This is a genomic window from cyanobacterium endosymbiont of Epithemia turgida isolate EtSB Lake Yunoko, assembly GCF_000829235.1.
Taxonomy (GTDB): Bacteria; Cyanobacteriota; Cyanobacteriia; order Cyanobacteriales; family Microcystaceae; genus Rippkaea.
Genome location: NZ_AP012549.1, coordinates 914,262 through 935,181, shown reverse-complemented (window position 1 = coordinate 935,181; position 20,920 = coordinate 914,262). Strand labels below are relative to the sequence as shown.

General features: G+C 35.1%; 14 protein-coding genes, 1 tRNA gene and 3 pseudogenes. 11 read left to right on the top strand and 7 right to left on the bottom strand.

Annotated features, from left to right (window positions below):
* The first annotated feature begins 5 nt into the window (after positions 1-5).
* Positions 6-560, top strand: coding sequence for a DUF2808 domain-containing protein (locus tag ETSB_RS02870; protein WP_044106161.1), 555 nt, complete (start codon positions 6-8; stop codon positions 558-560).
* Between the two features lie 57 nt (positions 561-617).
* Here ETSB_RS02870 and ETSB_RS02865 read toward each other — a convergent pair.
* A tRNA-His gene (locus ETSB_RS02865) sits at positions 618-690 on the bottom strand.
* 100 nt (positions 691-790) lie between these two features.
* On the opposite strand from ETSB_RS02865, the gene ETSB_RS02860 reads away from it, so the two are divergent.
* Together ETSB_RS02860 and ETSB_RS02855 are read left to right on the top strand one after the other, a co-directional pair.
* Positions 791-1,183, top strand: coding sequence for a DUF4359 domain-containing protein (locus tag ETSB_RS02860; RefSeq protein ID WP_044106160.1), 393 nt, complete (start codon positions 791-793; stop codon positions 1,181-1,183).
* An 84-nt stretch (positions 1,184-1,267) separates the two neighbouring features.
* On the top strand, positions 1,268-1,822 hold the full coding sequence (locus ETSB_RS02855) for a cofactor assembly of complex C subunit B (protein ID WP_044106159.1): 555 nt from the start codon (positions 1,268-1,270) through the stop codon (positions 1,820-1,822).
* Positions 1,823-1,929: 107 nt separating this feature from the next.
* On the opposite strand, the gene ETSB_RS02850 is transcribed toward ETSB_RS02855, so the two are convergent.
* Positions 1,930-2,259, bottom strand: a complete 330-nt coding sequence (locus ETSB_RS02850) for a DUF3155 domain-containing protein (RefSeq protein ID WP_044107579.1) — start codon at positions 2,257-2,259, stop codon at positions 1,930-1,932.
* A 231-nt stretch (positions 2,260-2,490) separates the two neighbouring features.
* Between ETSB_RS02850 and ETSB_RS02845 the strand changes: the two genes are divergently transcribed.
* A complete protein-coding gene (locus ETSB_RS02845; protein ID WP_044106157.1) occupies positions 2,491-3,798 on the top strand; it encodes a sensor histidine kinase in 1,308 nt (435 codons plus the stop codon).
* A 47-nt stretch (positions 3,799-3,845) separates the two neighbouring features.
* Positions 3,846-4,274, top strand: coding sequence for a preQ(1) synthase (gene queF, locus ETSB_RS02840; RefSeq protein WP_044106156.1), 429 nt, complete (start codon positions 3,846-3,848; stop codon positions 4,272-4,274).
* Positions 4,275-5,156: 882 nt separating this feature from the next.
* Here queF and mutL read toward each other — a convergent pair.
* Positions 5,157-6,872 (bottom strand): DNA mismatch repair endonuclease MutL, encoded by a 1,716-nt coding sequence (mutL, locus tag ETSB_RS02835; RefSeq protein WP_044106154.1) that lies wholly within the window; start codon positions 6,870-6,872, stop codon positions 5,157-5,159.
* 240 nt (positions 6,873-7,112) lie between these two features.
* Complete coding sequence (locus ETSB_RS02830) at positions 7,113-7,862, bottom strand: response regulator transcription factor (protein ID WP_044106153.1); 750 nt, start codon at positions 7,860-7,862, stop codon at positions 7,113-7,115.
* A gap of 358 nt (positions 7,863-8,220) precedes the next feature.
* Here ETSB_RS02830 and hypA point away from each other — a divergent pair, with 358 nt between their 5' ends.
* Entirely contained in the window at positions 8,221-8,553 is a 333-nt protein-coding gene (gene hypA / locus ETSB_RS02825; RefSeq protein ID WP_044107578.1) for a hydrogenase maturation nickel metallochaperone HypA, read from the top strand.
* 3 nt (positions 8,554-8,556) lie between these two features.
* Positions 8,557-9,381: a hydrogenase nickel incorporation protein HypB gene (gene hypB / locus ETSB_RS02820; RefSeq protein WP_044106152.1), complete on the top strand. Its 825-nt coding sequence runs from the start codon at positions 8,557-8,559 to the stop codon at positions 9,379-9,381.
* Positions 9,382-9,509: 128 nt separating this feature from the next.
* Here the strand turns inward: hypB and lepB are convergent, their stop codons facing one another.
* Together lepB and ETSB_RS02810 are read right to left on the bottom strand one after the other, a co-directional pair.
* Positions 9,510-10,100: a signal peptidase I gene (gene lepB / locus ETSB_RS02815; protein WP_044106151.1), complete on the bottom strand. Its 591-nt coding sequence runs from the start codon at positions 10,098-10,100 to the stop codon at positions 9,510-9,512.
* 85 nt (positions 10,101-10,185) lie between these two features.
* Positions 10,186-10,759, bottom strand: a pseudogene (locus ETSB_RS02810) (MazG family protein).
* A gap of 382 nt (positions 10,760-11,141) precedes the next feature.
* Here ETSB_RS02810 and ETSB_RS02805 point away from each other — a divergent pair.
* Together ETSB_RS02805 and petH are read left to right on the top strand one after the other, a co-directional pair.
* The gene (locus ETSB_RS02805) at positions 11,142-11,936 is read left to right on the top strand and encodes an SAM hydrolase/SAM-dependent halogenase family protein (protein WP_044106150.1); all 795 of its coding nucleotides are present in this window, start codon (positions 11,142-11,144) and stop codon (positions 11,934-11,936) included.
* A 2,704-nt stretch (positions 11,937-14,640) separates the two neighbouring features.
* Positions 14,641-15,802: pseudogene (petH, locus tag ETSB_RS02800) on the top strand (ferredoxin--NADP reductase).
* Positions 15,803-15,871: 69 nt separating this feature from the next.
* Here the strand turns inward: petH and map are convergent.
* Positions 15,872-16,752, bottom strand: a pseudogene (map, locus tag ETSB_RS02795) (type I methionyl aminopeptidase).
* Between the two features lie 347 nt (positions 16,753-17,099).
* On the opposite strand from map, the gene phoU reads away from it, so the two are divergent.
* Positions 17,100-17,768 (top strand): phosphate signaling complex protein PhoU, encoded by a 669-nt coding sequence (phoU, locus tag ETSB_RS02790; RefSeq protein WP_044107577.1) that lies wholly within the window; start codon positions 17,100-17,102, stop codon positions 17,766-17,768.
* A 290-nt stretch (positions 17,769-18,058) separates the two neighbouring features.
* The gene (locus ETSB_RS02785; RefSeq protein WP_044106148.1) at positions 18,059-19,807 is read left to right on the top strand and encodes an iron uptake porin; all 1,749 of its coding nucleotides are present in this window, start codon (positions 18,059-18,061) and stop codon (positions 19,805-19,807) included.
* Positions 19,808-20,920: the final 1,113 nt, after the last annotated feature.

Here is a 20,920-nt window from a genome sequence, read left to right as displayed (position 1 = left end):
CATCAATGGGCTACATCAGTTTTAAACCTATCTTAGAAATAGCAAGTATACTAACCCTTAGTGTTTTCCCTGTCCTGGCGATGGAATTAGGGAATGGAACGACTATGTTTAATAAGTCACCTCGTTTAGTTAATGCAATCACAACGTCGAGTGGCATTAGGGTGAAGGGGGCAAAGTATTACTTTACAATCGAGTTGGGAAATGACGTTGGAGAACCCCTTGAAAAATTAACACTGCAACAAGTTAAAACAAACCAAATTATTAACTATTATTTAGACGAAACCTTTGCTTTTGAGGGAAAACTGATTAATCGAGGCAAGTCTTTAACCATTGCTCGTATAAAAAGAAATTTAGATAATGAAGCTATTACTTTCATCTTCGATTACCCTATTGCTCCGGGAACAACTTTTACTGTAGGACTAAAACCTCAACAAAATCCTGAGTTAGCAGGAGTCTATTTATTCAGTCTTATTGCTTATCCAAAAGGAGAAAACCCTCTGGGGTTATATCTTGGACTCGGTAGACTTCGTTTCTACCAACTAGGCAATCATTTCCCCTAAATTAGAAGATAGCACATCCTGGATTGGAATAAAAAGACAAAGAACTATATAAACCAGGGCGAACGATGGGACTTGAACCCACGAATGGCGGTACCACAAACCGCTGCCTTAACCACTTGGCTACGCTCGCCATAAACTCGATGTTTATTATAACATACTTTTTGTTTGTTTCATGATCGTCTAAACTAAGTTATCCTAATAGTTAAGCAAGTTAAGTAACCAAAAAAGTGATGGAAGTGTTACAGTTGGTGAATACGGTCGGGGGAGTTGCGTTAGCTGGAATTAGTGTTTTAATGGTGATAAGCAATCCTGGACAGAATGACTATGAACACTATGCTACTGATGCCATCACTGAATATTTAAAACAAGAAGTTTGCCCCAAAGCCCCTCAACAATTAGGAGGCTTCTTGCAAAGCTATTGTAAAACTCTAATAGATACAGGACGACCACAAATTGAAAAAGTGATTGCTAAAGAGACTATTCGGCGAAATTATCTTCTGTTTAGTATCTACGAAACTGAATTATTGTTGCCTTTTCCAGTCCCCAGTTATGAATTTGGCACAATAGGAGCTTTCCAGAAGTTTTATACCTACGAGGTCCAGGAATTCCAAGAAAAGCTTTGAACTTTTATTGTCTAAATAAGTATCTACATAAATAATAGTTTATTGTAATCGATTATTCGGATAACCAACCTACCTCTTAACTTTGTGGATCTCCCTGTTCTTAGCTCCACTTTTTTTCTGACTCTTTTGTTAATGATGGGTTTGTTCTTTTTTATCCGCGCATCTACTAAAGATCGCACCGAACAAATCAAACTAACCCCACGAGAGTCTATCGATCAGCTTTTAAGTCAACTACAAGTATATTTTACTCAACGTGCTTATCACATTACTTCTGTTGATCTCCAACACCAGACTATGACTTTTGAAGGTTTTGTTAGTCCTAGTTGCTTCCTGACTATTTTTCTGAGTGGGTTAACAGCTATCGGATTATTTTGTTTCTCCTTAGTTCTATCTTTTTTATATCCTTCGTTGACTTTATTATTTCTGAGACTAATTCTCTTATGTCCAGTTGCTGGGCTCTTTTATTGGAAGAAGTCAGGACGTGTCGAAAAAGTCTTGCTCGAAGTTAAAATGATATCAGAACATAACGAGTCACAACCGGATGAGAACATGCAGAGTTTAGTCATAGTAACAGCTCATCGAGACGAACTAGCTCAGCTACAAAAAGTGGACTTTTTGAAATCTGCTTGCAATCCTTAAAAAAAAATTGCAATTGCAACAAGACATTTCCCAATCTACATGATGTTTAGAATGGGAAATGGGATTTAAAACTTTATTAGACAAGAGTCAGCGATCTTACTTGTTCATTAACGATCAGTTCCAGCGGTCATCACTGCGGGAACTCTACTCAGCACAGGAGGCTGGAATTCTCGCAAACTGGGAAAGAGAAAATGATTTTCTTCAACATACTGGGCACCGAACAAACCCTTTTCCGCCCAAAAGTATCTATCCGTTGTGTGCTCGTTTCGTCTTACAATTAGCAAAGCCGGAGGTTGGATCCCGACTGCCCCAATATGCTTTCTCGCGGCTGTCACTGGTTTATCTTCACCACTTTCGATACTATACTGGGGTACAATCTCGAGAATCCTACGACCTTCTTGACGGCGACGACTCTTACGCTTACGTTTTCTTGCCAACCCGATTACCTCCCATTCTGGATACATGCTGTAATCATCGTTACAAAAGTTGAGGTTATTATATCTAGTTTAACTTAGGAAATCAAGAGCCTTTGTTCGCATTTTAGTAGATTTATTAGAGTCAGAAGGCTTCAATAATCAATATATTTCGCTAAACTTAAAGAAAAATTACGAAATGATTAAAAGTTATTTGCTTAACAAAACTTTATAACTTGATGGATTAAATCCCTTATGTCCTCTGCTGCTTATACTTTGGTAACACCAAGTCAAGAATTCATTACTTTATGTCAAGCTCAAATCACGTTGTTAACTCAAGGACTGAAGGCTAATTGGAGTGGAATTTATCTGACCCAAGAAAGAGAAGAAGAAACACAGATGAGTTTGATTCCCCTCTTGTTTGTTCCGCAAAACCGTGAATTTTACAGCAGAAAAAATGTTAATTTAAGTTTGCCTAAGGTAGAAAAAATTCTAAACAATTCTATCAGTTTACCGATAGCTAACCCTCTTAAACTATCGAAATCTTTGAATACTAATTTTGAAGGTGATCACAAAATTATTGATGAGAATAAAACAACTATAAGCAATCCCTATCAACTCGTCTTACCTTTGATGTATAAAGATATCGTAGTAGGATTATTAGTAACTCAACGTAAAAATTATCCCTGGCAACAGTCAGAATTAGAACAAATTGAAACCATTGCTCAAACCCTAGCGATAGCTCGTTTATTAGATAGCCATCAACAATGGTATCAAGAACAATTGAGTCAACAGCAAACATTACAACAACAAGAACAAAATCGCCTCGATGATTTATTTCATCAATTGCGTAACCCGTTAACCGCCTTACAAATCTTTAGTAAACTATTACTTAAGCGGTTGCATTCAGATGAAAAAGGTACGGCAATTACAGAGAGTATCGTGCGAGAAAGTAATCACCTTCAAGAGTTACTCCAAAAATTTGAAGTTGATAAGCACTCTCTCAAAGACGATGTGGTTACTCTTGATACTCAATCAACTCGTTCTTTGCGCTCAGAACAATCTCCATTTTTATCAGCTATCCAGGTTACAGAAATATTAGAACCATTGCTGACTTCTGCTAAATCGATTGCCGAAGAAAGATCAATTGAGTTAAGAATCGATATCTTTGAGAACTTACCCTGTATATGGGGTGATCCTCAAGCACTCAGAGAGATCTTTAGTAATATTATTAACAACGCTCTTAAATATACACCATCGGGAGGTCAAGTATTTTTACAAGTTGGTTTACTCTCGATAACTAATGGAAAAAGTTATCAAGGTGTTGTAATTCAAGATACAGGGTGCGGTATTCCTGTTGAAGATCAAGAACATATTTTTGAGCGTCATTATCGAGGGGTTCAAGATAAAGGAGAGATTGCAGGAAGTGGATTAGGTTTGGCGATTGCTAAAGATTTAGTTACTCAGATGCAAGGATTGATTGAACTTGTTAGTCCCCCTATTGATAAAACACACAATAGGGGGACTAAATTCATAGTTTGGTTACCTCTAGTTAATAGTTGATAGTGTACAATAAGAAAATTAGGTAAGTTCAAAAGAGTATTTGCATAATGAATCAAGTTACTAATTCTCAAGCTTCTAATTTTAAGTTTGATTCTTCGGCGATTAGATATGGGGAACAGTTTATTGAAGAAGGGAAATTAATCACTTTTCCTAATCCTCGTACAGGTCGACGGTATGACATCAATATTACTTTACCTGAGTTTACTTGTAAGTGTCCCTTCTCTGGTTATCCCGATTTTGCTAACCTTTATTTAACCTATATTCCCGATGAAAAAGTGGTTGAATTAAAAGCATTAAAATTGTATATTAATGGCTACCGTGATCTCTATATTTCTCATGAAGAATCAATCAACCAAATCCTAGACGATTTTGTGGTAGCTTGCGATCCACTAGAAATAGTATTAAAAGGAGACTTTAATCCTAGGGGAAATGTTCATACTGTTATTCAAGTTTGTCATCATAAACAGAAAGGTTAAAGTCATAAAAAGATTAGCTTCTTTATTGAAGTAGGTAATAAAAATAGAATCTTATGAATGCCTCGATTAGGTCGCGTAAGACAGAACAAAAGTTTGTTCAATAAAAATCGAGCAGTAGATGTTGTGATCTTCTGGTAAAGTTTAATAATTGAGAGTTAATTCTGTTGTAGAAGAGTTGAGCTAATTTTTCAAGAGGTGAAAGTTATAAGATAAAAGCGATTAAATATCTCTTAAATAATGATATTAAAAATGTGGACAAAAGAAATAAAGTAGATAGACAATAGACCAAAAGAACACTCAATGATATACGTAAAAAATTGCAGGTGAAAAATTTCAGCCATTGAAGATGAAATTGTTGTAATTAGAGAATGAAGAAGTGAGCATAGAATTAGAGAAAAAAGAATATATAAACAAATAGTAAAATAGCTATAAGTATGCAAGAAAAAAGTTTTAACCAAGATTTAAGAAGTTTGGCTAAGTCTTTATAAATCTTCTAGTAATGTTGCGGCAAACAAATTAATGCTATAAGCTGAAGTAATAACAGATATATTTAACCTGCTTAAACAAGTTAACACTCAAATAGATAGTAAAAGAAAACTTCTTAAACCAGAAGTGAAATGGCTTCAAATACTAGTTAACACAGAAAAGATTTTGTCATGTTTGAATAAAAGCAAAGGGTCAATATCATAAATATTTGCTCAAACACGGAAACCCTACAACTAAATTTGAGATAGAATAACATAAAAGTATTGTAAGAAAACCCTAGAAAAAGTAAATGTTATCTCAATTAGATTTAATTTAGTAATGAGAAGAACTAACTATAAATCTAACTTATGATTTATCATTTCCCTTTATGGAAAAGTGAGTTGACTTCTATCTTTATTAAATTCCATGACTTTTTCCGATTACCCAATGACGGAGAAAAAACCGAGATAAAAAAGAATCTTCTAAGGATAAATAAATTGGTCTACCGTGAGGACAAGTCCGGGGGTTTTTAGTTATTCTCCAACTATCTAAAAGGTCTTGCATCTGGAATAAATTCATCGGAGTTCCATTGCGAATTGCACTACGACAAGCAATAGCTACTTGCGCCGTTTCTAAATCACCTCCCAAACTTAACTCTGTTAAAGCATCTTGGAGATCGTCGCGTCGACTTAATATTTTAGGAATCGTACGAACTGCCCACATTTCCCTACCAAATTCTTCAACTTCTAACCCAATTCTTTGTAATTGTTCAACTTGGTAATTTAATATTTTTGTTAAAATTATAGGGGTATCTAAACCTATAAATTCCCAGTCTCTCTGTAACTTTTCGTACAACACTCGTTCTTGAGCAATATGTTGTTCAATTAACCATAATCCACTTGAATGTTCTGCCACAATATAAGTATTGCGTACCTGTGCCACCGCCTTCAAAGGCATTAATCTAATTTCATTAGAAGTGTTAGGTATAATGTTATAATTTTTATTCTTAAGTAATTTTTCAACTCGTTGATTTTGAGCCGCTATCGACAGGGTTTGAGGAAATAATCGTAATCCTTGTTCAATTATTTCAGAAATTTTTTTTTTCCAAAAATTAAGGGAATAAAGATAAATTTTAGCCTTAGTAGGGTGGCGATTCCAATCAATGTGATTAGGGGAAATAGTCAAGTTGAGAAAACAAATAGGAAAACGATCTTTAGGTAAGGTTCGACTAAAAGTCATTAAAATTGTCTGTTCTAATTGAGGTAATCTAACAACGCGCCCATTAATTCCTACCTTGACCCAATCAGGTCGTCGGCGATGACAGCGATCAGGCAATCCTAAAGTAACTTCGACTAATCCGTTTTTTTCTAATGGAGGTAAGGGGAAACCCATTGATTGCGCCTTTTCCAAGGATTGCAAACCAAAATTATCGAAAATTTTCACCTGTTGTGAAACGAATTGTAAATCATGGTGATGAACCTGTTTAAGGAGTTGAGGTAAAATATCCTGAGCTGTTTTCCCTGGACTAATGTTAAGCCACAATCGCTCATTGTGCCAGACCTGCCAATTTACCTGAGGATGACATAAAGCGAGGTTTTCAACAATTGCTTGTACTTCTTTGAGTTGTTGCGAGAGGGAAGGTAAGCCTTGACGACGGACTGGCATATTTACAAACAGATTTGATCCAGTCACTATTGTTCCTGGGGCGATTGCCGTTGGTTTTTCTGTTATAGGTTCTCCTGGTTTATTGTAATGTAAATGCCATCCTATCCCTTGGGGGTCTATAGAATAACGACTAGAAATTTCTAACTCACAGACTTGGGCTAAACTATGTAATGCCTCTCCCCGAAATCCTAGACTAGTAATCTTAGCTAAATCATTGAAGTGAGTAATTTTACTTGTACTGTGAGGTTTAGCACAGTTGCGTAAGTCATCAAGAGACATTCCTTCACCATTATCTGCTACCTTAACACGCCAGGCCTCTGGTAAAAGGGAAATAACTAGGCGAGTTGCTTGAGCATCAAGAGCATTTTCGGACAACTCTCGCACCACCGCAGCTAGAGAGTCAATTACTTCTCCAGCAGCAATGAGGCTAACAACATCTGAAGGTAAGGGTTGAATGGGGGGGGACATAAAAAAATCGTCAAGCCGGAAATTAGACTTCCTATTAACGTAGGTTTCAAAACCAAAGATTCATTGTATCTTAAGTTTCCCATACTATGGAAGGGAAGTTGATGACTTCCTAATCATCTCACGATAAAAATTGATTCCCTCACAAATAAACGTTAGGACATTTTATCGCTATCAACCCCCCATTTTAATCGTTGCTAAAGGCTTCACAACCGAAATATCTGTCCCTGATCATTAGGTCACTTAAACACTGGCTGCATTAGGTTCAGGTTGTTCAATAAGTTGTTGTTCAGCACTGGGCAACTCTAGACAATAACCTGCACCATACACAGTTTTTATATAGCAAGGATGTCTAGGATCGGGTTCTAATTTAGTCCTTAAGTGGCGGATATGAACCCGAATGGTTTCAATGTCGTCATCGGGATCATATCCCCAAACTTCTTTAAGAATTTCACTCGGAGAGACAGTTTGTCCGTGACGTTGCAAGAGACAGTGAAGTAATTCAAATTCTAGATGAGTCAACTTGACAGTTTTTTCAAACCAAATGGCTTCAAATCGCTCTGGAATCAAGGTTAATGGACCATAGTTAAGGATTTCTGAATGTTTAGCTGCTTGAGGAATTCGATCAGTTCGTCGTAACAACGCCCGTACCCTGGCTAACATTTCTTCTACCTCAAAGGGTTTGGTGAGATAGTCATCAGCCCCTGCATTAAATCCTTCTACTTTATCTTGAGTTTGTCCTAAAGCACTTAACATCAATACCGGAATATCGGCTGTGCGATCATCTCGGCGCAGTCGCTGACAGACAGTGAAACCATCGACCTTAGGCAACATCAGATCAAGCATAATTAGGTCTGGCTGTAATTGGACGGCTAAAGCTTGTCCTTTAATGCCGTCTTCTGCTTGATTGACATCATAACCGGCCATCTCCAGATTAATGGAGACTAATTCAGCAATTGCAGCATCATCGTCTATTACTAGTATTCGAGGCATAACATAAAATAGTAATTACTATCGTGTATTGTAAAGGCTAACTAAGAAATACGATCATAAAATGAAGAATCCTGTCCCGATTATAAGCATGATTATGATGAAAGAGAGTCTAAAATTGTTAGTATTTGCTGATATAACCTTCGATTAATTCCGATATTTGGTGGACATGTAATCTAGTTTTAGATTGGTTTTTATTAAATGGTTAGATTCAAATAGCTATTAAGGATAAAACATTGATTGTAACCAAATTACTTAAAATCTTCTAAAAAAGAAAATAGAAAATATTCAGTTAAATATAGTCTTGACAGTGTAAAGTCAAACGTCCTATTGTAGGATTGTAATAAATTTTATGGAGTTTATGCATGAATTAGGAATAACTCAGAATATTGTAGCTATTGTAGCTGAACACGCTAAAGGATTATCAGTTAGGCGTGTTACTCTAGAGATAGGACAACTTTCAACAATTATGGCTGATGCAATTCATTTTTGTTTTGAGATTTGTTGTCAAGGGACAGTTTTAGAAGGCGCAACTTTAGAAATCATCGAAGTTCCAGGGAGAGGAAAATGTCAGGACTGTGGGTCCGAAATGAACCTTTCTCAACCCTTTGGTAGTTGTGATTGCTGTCACAGTGCTAAGTTGGATATTATTCAGGGACAAGAGTTAAAAATTAAAGAAATGGAGGTACAATAAAACATGTGTGTAACTTGCGGTTGTTTAGGTGATAGTCAAGTACGGTTCACTAATCTTGAAACAGAGGTTACAACAGTGAATGAACACCACCACACCCATATTCTAGATGATGGGACAGTGGTTACTCATTCTCATTCCACAACTAAACCATTCCAAACTCATTCTCAAATACACGGCACAACCATCAGCTTAGAGAAAAATATTCTAACAAAAAATGACTTGATTGCAGCAAAAAATCGAGTTTGGTTCAAAAGTAATAATATTCTGGCGTTAAATTTAGTAAGTTCTCCAGGTTCAGGAAAAACAACTCTATTAACTCGAACGATTGAAGATTTAAAAGATAGGATAAAGATTAGTGTAATTGAAGGAGATCAAGAAACGGCAAATGATGCTCGTAAAATAAAAAAAACAGGATGTAAAGTCATTCAAATTAATACAGGGATGGGATGTCATCTAGAAGCAGCAATGGTAGAAAAAGGTTGCACAGAATTAAATCCTTCTACTAATTCTATTTTAATGATCGAAAACGTAGGAAATTTAGTCTGTCCAGCATTATTTGATTTGGGTGAATATGCTAAAGTGGCTATTCTTTCTGTAACAGAAGGAGAAGATAAACCAATAAAATACCCCCATATGTTTCAAAAAAGTAATGTAATGATTTTAAACAAAATTGATCTACTTCCCTATCTCCAGTTTAATCTAAACCGCTGTTTAGATTATGCCAAACAAGTTAATCCTAATATTTGCATTTTTCAGGTTTCTTCAATTACAGGAGAAGGATTATCGATTTGGTATGATTGGTTAGAAAATACTCTAAAACAGGCTTAGAAGCATATTAAACTTAGGATACTAATAGCTTATACAGCAAAATATACTAAAATTGGCTCGGAATACATGAAACAACCAGTGAAGTTTCCTGAAAGTCATTGCTGAGCAAACTTTTAAGGATTAACTCTTTAAACATTACCAATTCGCTGAAAAGGGAAGAATCTAAAAACTGCATGGCCAATTATATTTTTTTGAGGCAAAAAACCCCAGATATGAGAATCGTTACTGTTATTTCGATTATCTCCCATAACAAATAATTTGCTATCGGGAATAGTAATAGGTTTTAAGTTATAACGAGGAGATTCTAAAATATAATCTTCCGGGATTAATTGGTTGTCAATGTATACTTTTCCATCGATAACTGCGACGGTTTCTCCTCCAACGCCAACAACTCTTTTTATAAAGGCTTGTTCTTTTTTATATCCCTGTAATCTCAATTGTATAGGAGGTTCAAATACAACAACATCACCTCTTTTGGGAGGATGAAAATAATAAGAAATTTTTTCCACTATCAAGCGATCACCTTCTTCTAAAGTCGGCAACATAGACTCAGACGGAATATAACGTGGTTCAGCAATAAAAGTACGAATGATGAGTGATAAAATTAAAGCAACAACGATAATTTGCATGTTTTCCAAGAGTACTCTCCAAACTTGATTCTTCTCCCTTTTTAAATCACAATCAGTGGAACTATTTGCTTTCTCTTGATCTAAACTCATAAAAATCTCAATAGTTTTTATAAAGAGTAGTTTACTATTAGTTTAAGTATTCTTTCGCTTTTTGCTACAAGATTTCTAACTCGTTTCAAGTGTAATCTGTTGAGTAACGCTCAGCAAAAGTCTCAATTATTGATAACTGTTGAGTAAACCTCTCATTGCTTCCTGACAAAACCTCTGAGGAACTTAAACCATACAATACCGGAAGATACAGCTTTAACTAAAATTTTATTACTAGCCATTGAAGGGGGTAAAGTTGGATTATAGCGACTGAGTTTTCGACTTAATAGTTGAGCCATTTCTGAAGTTTCTCTCTCCTCTTGGGCTTTGATTTTTTCCCGATTTTGACGGACTTCTTTTTGATTTTTGACCTCTATATCTCCAAAAACATGAGGATGACGACAGATTAGTTTGTTAGTAATTCCTTGATCAGCTTCTTTTAAACTGAAATGTCCCTTATCACTAGTAATTTGCGCTTACAGTATTACCTGTAATAATAAATCTCCTAATTCCTCGACAATAGCTTGATGATCTTTGTTTTTGATAGCGTAAACCAATTCATGAGCTTCTTCAATGACGTAAGGAATGAGAGTTTGGGGAGTTTGGGCAAGATCCCAGGGACATCCATCATCAGGTGATCGCAGTTTAGCCACTATCTTGATTAAGCGATTTAACGCATCTCAAATCATATCATAAGCCTGACTAGGCATTTTCTAGGGATCAGACATAAATGACGGTGATAAATAACCTCTTATCTATTGTTAACCTGATTGTACCCTTCTGTAAATACAAAAATCCTTAAAGACTATTTTCAAACAAAACATTAAGTTTATAGTTTGCTAGGCAAACTACTTTTATTTCTCTGCGTTAACGCACCAATAAGACAGCTTGATAAACAGTCTCTTAATACTGATAATACTGAACAACAGAAAAAGTATTTTAGTGTTAAGTAATAATGGTTTATTAAAGATAATAAGTAGACTACTTTGTAGTCCTTGTTCCCAACACTTAACACAGATTTAACTTTATTCCTTGCTATAACTCATGACTTATACGACTGTGATCGCCCTATTAACTGACTTTGGCTTACAAGATGGTTATGTAGGAATCATCAAAGGAGCGATCGCCTGTATCAACCCCTACTTGACTGTTATCGATATTGCCCATGAAATCCCCCCCCAGAATATTGCCGCCGGACGGTTTTGTTTGATGAATGCTTATTCTTTCCTCCCGAATGGAACGGTATATGTTGCGGTTATCGATCCAGGAGTAGGAAGTCGACGAAGAGGGGTTGCGATTCAATTTTCTCAAGGGTATTTGGTAGGACCTGACAACGGCTTATTTGGCGGTGTTCTGAGTTTATCTGAGGCAATCGTCGCGGTGGAGTTGACAAACCCTAATTATTGGAGAGTTAGACATCCCAGTTTGACTTTTCATGGAAGGGATATTTTCGCTCCCGTAGGGGCACATTTAGCCAGTGGGATTTCTCTCAACGTTTTAGGAAATTGTATTAGTCCTGATAGTTTAATTAAATTGCCCCTTAAGGAAGTAATAATAACCGCTAACCATGTTCATGGTTGCATTCAATACATTGACCGTTTTGGTAACCTTATTACTAATATTTCAGGAAAGTTAGTTAGGGATCATAATTGGTCAGTTGAAATAGCGAAACAACAGATTAAGACTGCATTGACTTATAGTGAAGTGACTCGAGAAGAATTAGTCAGTTTTATCGGTAGTCATGGCTGGGTAGAAATTGCAGTCAATGGCGGTAGTGCTCAACAGAAATTACAAGTTAATTGGGGAGATCATATAAATATTTTTCTGGGAAAAAAGTGACTTATAATAGACCTTTTTTAAAAAAAAGTTATAATCAATTATCATAAAAACCTGTTGAGCAATATAGTAAGTTAGTTTAATCTATTATTTAGTTATATAAATAAAATTTACTTTAAAATAGAGCAAAAACCTATGTAAAATACAATATTAATGATATTGGCGTTAAATTAAATATCTATTAGAGTTTAACTAAAACTAATATTTTAAATTAAATATAAGAGTTGATCGTGATATTTTGATTGTCAAATATATAGATAGACAGCAAAATTAGTTTTTTATATAATGTAGTCTTAGTCTATTATTTGTGGTAAAAAATTATGTAAAAACAGTTATCTTTACTACAGAAAAAATAATACTCTAATATTTATTTTGTTCTATTTTAATTTAAAATCCAGTAGCTAATTTTTCATAAGTTTATTCCTGGTATATACTGAACATTCCTAAGGAAGTGATATCTAGGGAAATAATATTTAAACAACTATTGAAAAATATTTATTTTTAGATAGTAATTTATCCTAGGGTATGATTATGAGTAAAACTAGATAAATTTAAACATTCTTTGATATAACCTCAAAGAATGTTTAAATTTTTTGAAAAAACAATCTAGCTTATATTTTCAATAAATAATTTATCCCGTACCTGAAATACAATTTCATATTAATGAATATTTATCCAGTAATTCTGAAATTCACTAATATTTGGAGATTAATAAAGGTATAGATGTTTAACATATTGCCTTGATGTATTTGGCACTTATTCTCTAAATATAGAGAATAAAAATTTCCTTAATTTAATAAAAAAATTGTCCTATAAAAAATAGTGAATAAATTTTTATCTATTTACCTAACTAACTTTTTAAGTAACTAAATTTAGTGTTTAAATAAATTGAATAAAAAAATATTCATACTAAATTAAAAAATAAAATATCTATAATTTTTAGGACAAATAACAATTTAATCTTTCAATTTTTTAGACCTCAATAGAAACAACCCCTTTTATTTCATTACCATTAGCATAAGTATAACTTATGCTAATGGTAATGAAATGATACTAATAATAGTACAAAAGAGAGCTATATACTCTTTAGTTGCGATGATTTTACTGCCAGTACAGAATTAGTCTAATTTTAGATAATACAGGAAGATACTTTACTATGCTATTGATGGTAATTATTTTTTAGATTAATCTCTACCGTTTTATTTAATAAACAATGTCGTAATTAACTGTTGATAACAAGACGTATTTAGTTACAGTAATCATAAAATAAATATATATCTGACTAGTCAATCCTAATTTTTTTAAAAACCATGAAAAATACCTGCAGGAATATGATATTTCATAGTTGGTTCAATTAGTTTTTATTCTTAACAAGATTATTGTTTGAAATCTCTATATTGAGCTCAGATACAATTGTTCAATAGTTCAGCATCTCCGGTAGACATAAAGTGAATAAAATACATGTACTAATACCTAACACTTCATTGTCTAGTCTAAAAATGAATAAAATAGTCAACTTTAAAATCTCAAACTTTTACAATAAATCATTGATTTACTAAATATTACTTGACTTTAATCAATCTAAATTGATATTAATTTTTTATTATCTTATATAGTAAATATTTTATGTTATTGAACTTAATAAAAACTCATTAATGGCTATATATAAATCTACAGTTTTGGTAAACGTAGCAATTTATATCAAGAATATAACTACCCTAACCCGTAGAAAAAGTTCTTTTTTTAAAAAATAAAGATTAGTAAATTTTAAGACACACGCTGCTGACATCCTGATGCGACGATAGTCAACTAAATTTATGATTTTCTAGTAAAAGATTGATCGTTTATAGTTAAAATATATTATTCTCTTAATCAAGATATTTTTATTTTAATCAAGATATTTTTCTCTACTTTAATAAAATTAATTATCTTTACTTTTTAGTAATAATTTTTACTTTAAAATGCTGACTTCTGGGCTGCTATCATGGCTAAGCCATGAAACTTTAAAAGGCTAGGCACAATATTATTTCAATAATTAAGCTGCTTTTTTGGGGTGCTTTAAATGCAAAATACCCATAGCTATCTATGTAACATCTTCGAGATAAAATAGTCAAAAAGGAAGCTCTAGTAACCAGAACAACTCTTCGGACCAAACTAATTTTAATAGATAAAGCAAACAAACTTCCCACTAATCCTAATGAATCATAATGGGAAAGAATTGATGCACGACTTCTCAAGCTCAACCACTGTAATTGCTAATAATCGACTGACTAATGAAATAAAAATAAGTTGAATGACTAATAAATAATGTGAGAGCAATTTGTATCTCAGCTGCTGCGGAGGCTTAAAGTATAGCGAGTATACTAAATATTCATCAGTTCCAAGCTGAAAATTCTAATTTAATCTACACTTCAAGCGTTGAGTATCAATTATTGTTGCCTTTTGCCTTAGTTTAAAATTTTTCCTAAAAAAACTTTAAACTAAGGCAAGGTTGACAGGTTTTAATATTAGAATAAGGTACAATTAAATTGTGACCTGGTCTGGTTTATAGGTTTTCTAACCTGATTTACCACTGTACCCTAAGTCTGCTAACGTAGGTTGACGATAGAGTGCAGCTGTTGTGTTTTGAGTGGATTGGGAACAACAGATAACATGTACAGCCGCCTAATGGGCGACTTCAATCAAAGCAACTCCCTAGACAAACCAACTGTTTGTCTACGGAGTTGTGGAGTTAAATTCGGAGTAGCGATTAATTATAGTCTTGACTACCTAGTTCGTCGCAGTGGAAGTTTCTCTGTCACTGTTTCTTATCAGTGAATAAATTAGGAAATACGCCGCATTGCTCGCATGGGTATTCGGATTGTTGACGTCAAACCTCTGAACGCAGATGCTCCTTTAGCAAGTTATCACCAACCAGTCAAAACCCCGGGTCCTAGAACAACCGCAAAGCAACAAGAAACCAACAAGATAAGTCTATGACTCAAGCAAAGGCGACAATTCCTGTTAATATTTACAAGCCCAAAGATCCTTATATCGGGAAATGTATTGAAAATTATCCTCTCGTCGCTGAAGGCGGTAGTGGAATTGTTCAACACCTTACCTTTGATATCTCCGGCGGAGATTTGCACTATTTAGAGGGGCAAAGTATTGGAATCATTCCTCCGGGAACTGACGAGAATGGCAAACCCCATAAGTTAAGACTCTATTCCATCGCATCTACCCGTCATGGTGATAAACTCGACGATGGGACAGTTTCTTTGTGTGTTCGTCAACTTGAATATAAACATCCTGAAACTGGAGAGACTATTTATGGTGTTTGCTCAACCCATCTGTGTTATCTAGAGATTGGTGCTGATGTAGCCATTACGGGACCTGTAGGTAAGGAAATGCTTCTTCCTGAGGATGAAGACGCCACTGTCATCATGTTGGCAACAGGGACTGGAATTGCTCCCTTTCGTTCATTTCTCTGGCGGATGTTCAAAGAGAAACACGAAGACTATAAATTTAAAGGGCTGAGTTGGTTAATTTTTGGGGTTCCTTACTCCGCTAATATTCTCTACAAAGATGATTGGGAGAAGATGCAAGCAGATTACCCCGAAAACTTCCGTCTTAGCACTGCTATCAGTCGGGAACAGAAAAACAAAGACGGTGGCAGGATGTACATTCAGCATCGAGTCGCTGAACACGCCGAAGAGTTATGGAATATGTTACAACAGCCCAAAACTCACCTATACATGTGTGGACTAAAAGGTATGGAAAGCGGACTTGAAGAAGGACTCGCTCCCTTTGCTAACAAGCAGGGAGTAGAATGGTCTGACTTTGTTAGGTCTATGAAAAAGGATCATCGTTGGCACGTTGAGGTTTACTAAAATCCCTCACTCCAACCTAAGTAGGGTGGGTGTTGCCCGCCTTACTACCATTATAAGGGATTTTAGAGGTCAACGGTTGTTGATTCCTACTGAATGCCGAACGCTAAATAGCAGAGCAGTACGATCTGTAAAAATTTTATATCCCGTTTGTGTGACTAATACCGTGTGTTCAAATTGTGCAGACAGAGAATTATCCACTCTTACCACAGTCCAGCGGTCACGAAGTTTTCTCGTATATTTTGACCCTTTATTGACAATCGGTTCTATGGCTAAGGTCATTCCTGCCCGTAATTTAACGTTGGGCAACTCCTTAGTGCGATAATGAAAAATATAGGGATCTTCATGGAGATTACGCCCTATACCATGACCGGTATAATCTTCTACAACGCTATAACCATACTCTTTGACCTTATCTTCGATCGCTTCGGCAATAGCTAATAAATAATTTCCCGCTTTTACCTACTCAATTCCGGCATACAATGCTTCCTGGGCTCCAATAATTAGAAGGGAAGTTGTCGGCGAAACTTTTCCTACGGCAATAGTGATACAAGAATCCCCATGATAACCTTGAAAATAGGCTCCTATATCTACTTTAAGTACATCTCCAACACGAACCTTCCGTTTATAGGGCTAGGAATGCCATGAACAACTTCCTGGTTAATGGAAGCACAGATAGAAGCAGGAAAACCATGATATCCTTTAAAACTAGGGGTTGCTCCCATTTCTCTAATTCTGCGTTCAGCATATCTATCTAAGTCCTCTGTTGTCATTGCTGGTTCTACAATCATCTCGATTTCTTTGAGGACCGTGGCTACAATTTGAGATGATTTGCGCATAATAGCAATTTCTTGGAGAGATTTAGTTTCTATTCTTTGATTGCTTATTTTCAAGGAGGGAAGTTCCTTCTGGTTATTGTTTCGGAGTTTGGAAAGATTAGTCAAGATGTTCATGGAACGTTACAGAAACCTAGAGGCTAATTTAGGTTTTTTCAATAGAATTTACATGTTTAACCCAAGTTGGCGGATTAAGTTGAAATATAGATCCATAACAACTTTTGATTACAAAATTAAGTACGATTATTCATAAGATTGAAGTAATTAATTATTTTTCCTAAAAATATAGTTAGGATAAACATCGAAACCTACTAATACCAAATTATCGATTTTTTTGTTATGACTATTGATAGATAACAAGTTGGTGTATAGTCTAAGGATGACGCACCATGGGCAAGGTGTCGTTAGATCTCCTTTTTAACTTTTGTTCAAATACCTTTTGTCTTTCTTCTGCAAGAAGTCCTGTGAACCTATCGTATTATAATAATCACCCTAAACGTACTCACTTCGAACGATGTCTCAAACGACTAAAACAAGAAATATTACGAATGGGAACTTTAGTAGAAGAATCCTGTCGTCTTAGTCATCAAGCCCTATTTAATCAGAATCTAGACGCAGTTGGCAAAATTATTAAAATTGATCGACAAGTTGATCGCTACTACCGACAGATAGAACTTGATTGCGCTAGCCTAATGACACTACAAGCCCCTGTGGCTCAAGACTTACGTCTTGTAAGCGCCTTCATGCAATTAGTCAGAGATTTAGAAAGAATTGGGGATTATGCCAAAGATTTAGCAAAAATAGCCGTAAAATTGCTTTCTTATCCCCCCCATCCTATTATGGAGGAAGCTGCCACTATGTCCTATCATGCCCAAATGATGCTAGGGACAAGTTTGGTTGCTTTAGTGGAACTTGATGGCAACGCCGGAAAACAGGTTAAACGACTTGACGATACGGTAGATGACACCTATGAAAAACTTTATCAAACTTTAGCTTGTCAACGAGATATTCAGGGAGTCATTGAACCGTTTCTTTTATTAGCTTTAGTCATTTGTCACCTAGAAAGAATGGCAGATCATTCTACCAATATTGCTCAACGAGTTTCTTATATAGTTACTGGATATCGAGGTTAAACAGAATTTGTTAAAGTATTCTCATAATCAAGTTAATAAGTGTATCTTTGGCTATAACCCCTTGACATTTTCTTAAATATAAAAATATCCCAAACTTTTAGTCCAGTTCTTTTACAAGACTTTTAGGAAACCTTAGCTTATTTTCGTCCAGACTTTGATCTATCTTGTATAATTTGTCTGTTAGATTAGAATTTGAAAATAAGATCAACAAAATCAACTGAGTATCAAAGAACACTGTATAAACTCAGTAGTTTTGATACTTATTATTTCAGGTGTGAGGACTATTCCCAATGTCACGATTCTTTAGTCAAATGCTCAAAGCAACCCCAGGGGTCTTGGGAATTCTATGTTCAGTTGCTCAAGGGGTGGTCGCATCTCCAGAAACGGAGATAGAAACAGCTAACCCCAATATGATAAACTCGACAGAAGCTTTAGAGATTCTACGGAATCGTCCCCAATTAGAAAATTACGTTAATCGTAGTCTTTTTAAGCGTAAATCTGTTACTTCTACTTTCCAAGTCACCAACGTTTCGGAATTACGGGATATATCCCCTACTGACTGGACTTATGAAGCTTTATCAAGTTTAGTTGAACGCTATGGTTGTATTGTCGGTTATCCTGATCGAAATTTCCGAGGCGACCGGGCTGCCAGTCGTTGGGAATTTGCAGCTGGCTTAAATGCTTGTTTGAATACCATTGAACGACTCTTACAAGAAAACGTTGCTGTTTTACGAGAAGACATTGAAAAACTAGAGCGATTAACCCGAGAATTTGAACAAGAATTAATCGCCTTAGGCGCACGAGTTTATAACCTCGAACATAGGATAGCGTTCCTCGAAAATCATCAGTTTTCCACTACCACCAAGTTAAAAGGGGAAGTACTGTTTACTATCTCCTCTGCATCAGGGGAACGAGCTTTAGACGCTCGTGAGCGAGACGAGTTTAACCAAGACTTGCAAAACGGTAGATTTACAGACGCACGGCGACGTATTGACGATAACGTGACCTTTGGTCATCGGACTCGTCTTAACTTAGATGCTAGTTTTAACGGAAAGGATAGACTAATTACTCGTCTTGAAGCAGGAACTATCTTTAACTTAAGTCGTGCCACAGGGACTAATATGGCACGGTTAGGACACGATGTTAACAGCGATGCTGACCTTAACATTGAAAACTTGTACTACCGTTTTCCCATCGGTAACTTCACTGGTTATGTTGGAGGTAACTCTCTAGATATAGATGATATTTTTGATGAAGGAAACCCATTCCTAAAAAGTTCAGGAACTGGGGCATTGTCAAGATTTGTCCGTCGTGATCCTATAACTATGCGGGGTGAAGAAGGTATTGGTGCCGGTTTTGCCTATGAATTAAATGATATGTTCACCCTTCGTGGGCTTTATTTGACCCCTAGTAATGACGGTGCTAATCCTGAACTAGGAAGCGGTTTATTTAATGGTAACTTCAGCGCAGGGGGTCAACTTGGATTTTATCCAACTGACAATCTTGCCTTGAACTTTCACTACCTACACACTTACTACAAAGAGGATCATGTCAACTTGACTTCTAGCACCGGTAGCGGACTAGCTAGTGATCCTTTCTTAAAAACCCCGACGATTCTTGATGCTTACGGAGCTAACGGTAACTGGCGTATCAATCATATGTTTAACCTAACCGGTTGGGTAGGCTATGGATTAGGGCGTGCCCAAGGGGTTGACGAAGATGAAAACAGTCGTCGCGGTTTTGGTGCTGACTTGTGGTCCTGGATGGCAGCCCTTAACGTCGTTGACGTCTTTAAGGAAGGAGCTATTCTTTCCCTTGCCGGCGGTGCTCTTACCCATACCCAACGGGTTGATGCCATTACTGGAGATTTGCAAGTTCCTGACCAGAATATTCCTTACATCATTGAAGCTCAGTATCAATACCCCATCACCAAAAATATTTTGCTAACTCCTGGTTTTTATGTTGTTCTTCAACCTGAGGGCAATAATGACAATAACAGTATTTGGGTTGGGGCTTTACGAACCACCTTTAAATTCTAAACTCAGTTAATCCGATTTAGTTAATCTAATTTATCTCAGATTTTAACTATTTCCCTAGTTTAGTGACTATTATCTACGAATTAAGAAAGGGTTTTTTCTGACTAATGTTTGTTCAGAAAAATCTTTTTTTAGGCTTAGGACATTGGAATAAACTACTAGATCAGTGAGTTCCAAAATAGACAAATAATTAAAGAAAGAGCAACCGCTAAGTAGTCGAACATAAACAAACAAAACTATAGAAGCTTAAACAAAGTTCGGAACTGATAGATACATCAGCTAGCCTAAATTCGACACTAATTTTTAACTTAGTTAGATAAAGGTTTAGCTTTCTTTTATGTGGATTTTTTAACAAATTAATCATATCTCATTTGACGACGATCTATACCATAAGTATATCTCTAATATTTAATTTATTATTGTGATGAAGTTTTTAAAAAGTTTAACTTCAATAAAGATGAAGAAAACCACTTCACTCTTGTCTAAGATAAGATTTTGTTCGTTCAACTAATAAGTTAAAATTAAATGAATATAGCATAGTTTTTTGATAAAAGATAATCTACCATAATGAATGGTATCTATATATTAAAATTTGATTATTAAAAATTTGTATATTAAAAATTAAATTGTGTTTTTGAAATTATTATTTTTGCATCCTAAGTAAGGAAAGGAATAGTATAATTTTTAATTATTTACTATTTATTTTTAATTCAAAAAACTCATTATAATATTTTACTTGTTAAACTCTTTAAAACTAATTTAAAGTAGAATACTTGTATCAGTTGATATAGGCTACATATTTTTTCTAAGTCTGTTAAATTATTTTATATTCCTTTATTTTAAATTAAAAAAATGACTGTTTATTACAGACAAAAGTCTAATTAATCTAGATATTTTAAACATATTTTTTTACGATTTTACGAAGTATCTCGTACTTCCTGTAGGACTGTTTTTATTCCATTAATAAATTGTTGTGCGAATTGTCAAATAAGTCCATTTTAAATAAATTATATTTTCTCCATCTTCCTACTTATTGCTAGCAATTGTATTGTCCTAGCTCTATCTTTGATTTTTTTTAAAATTCTTTAAGCTTAACTTGACTCAAATAAAGTCCTT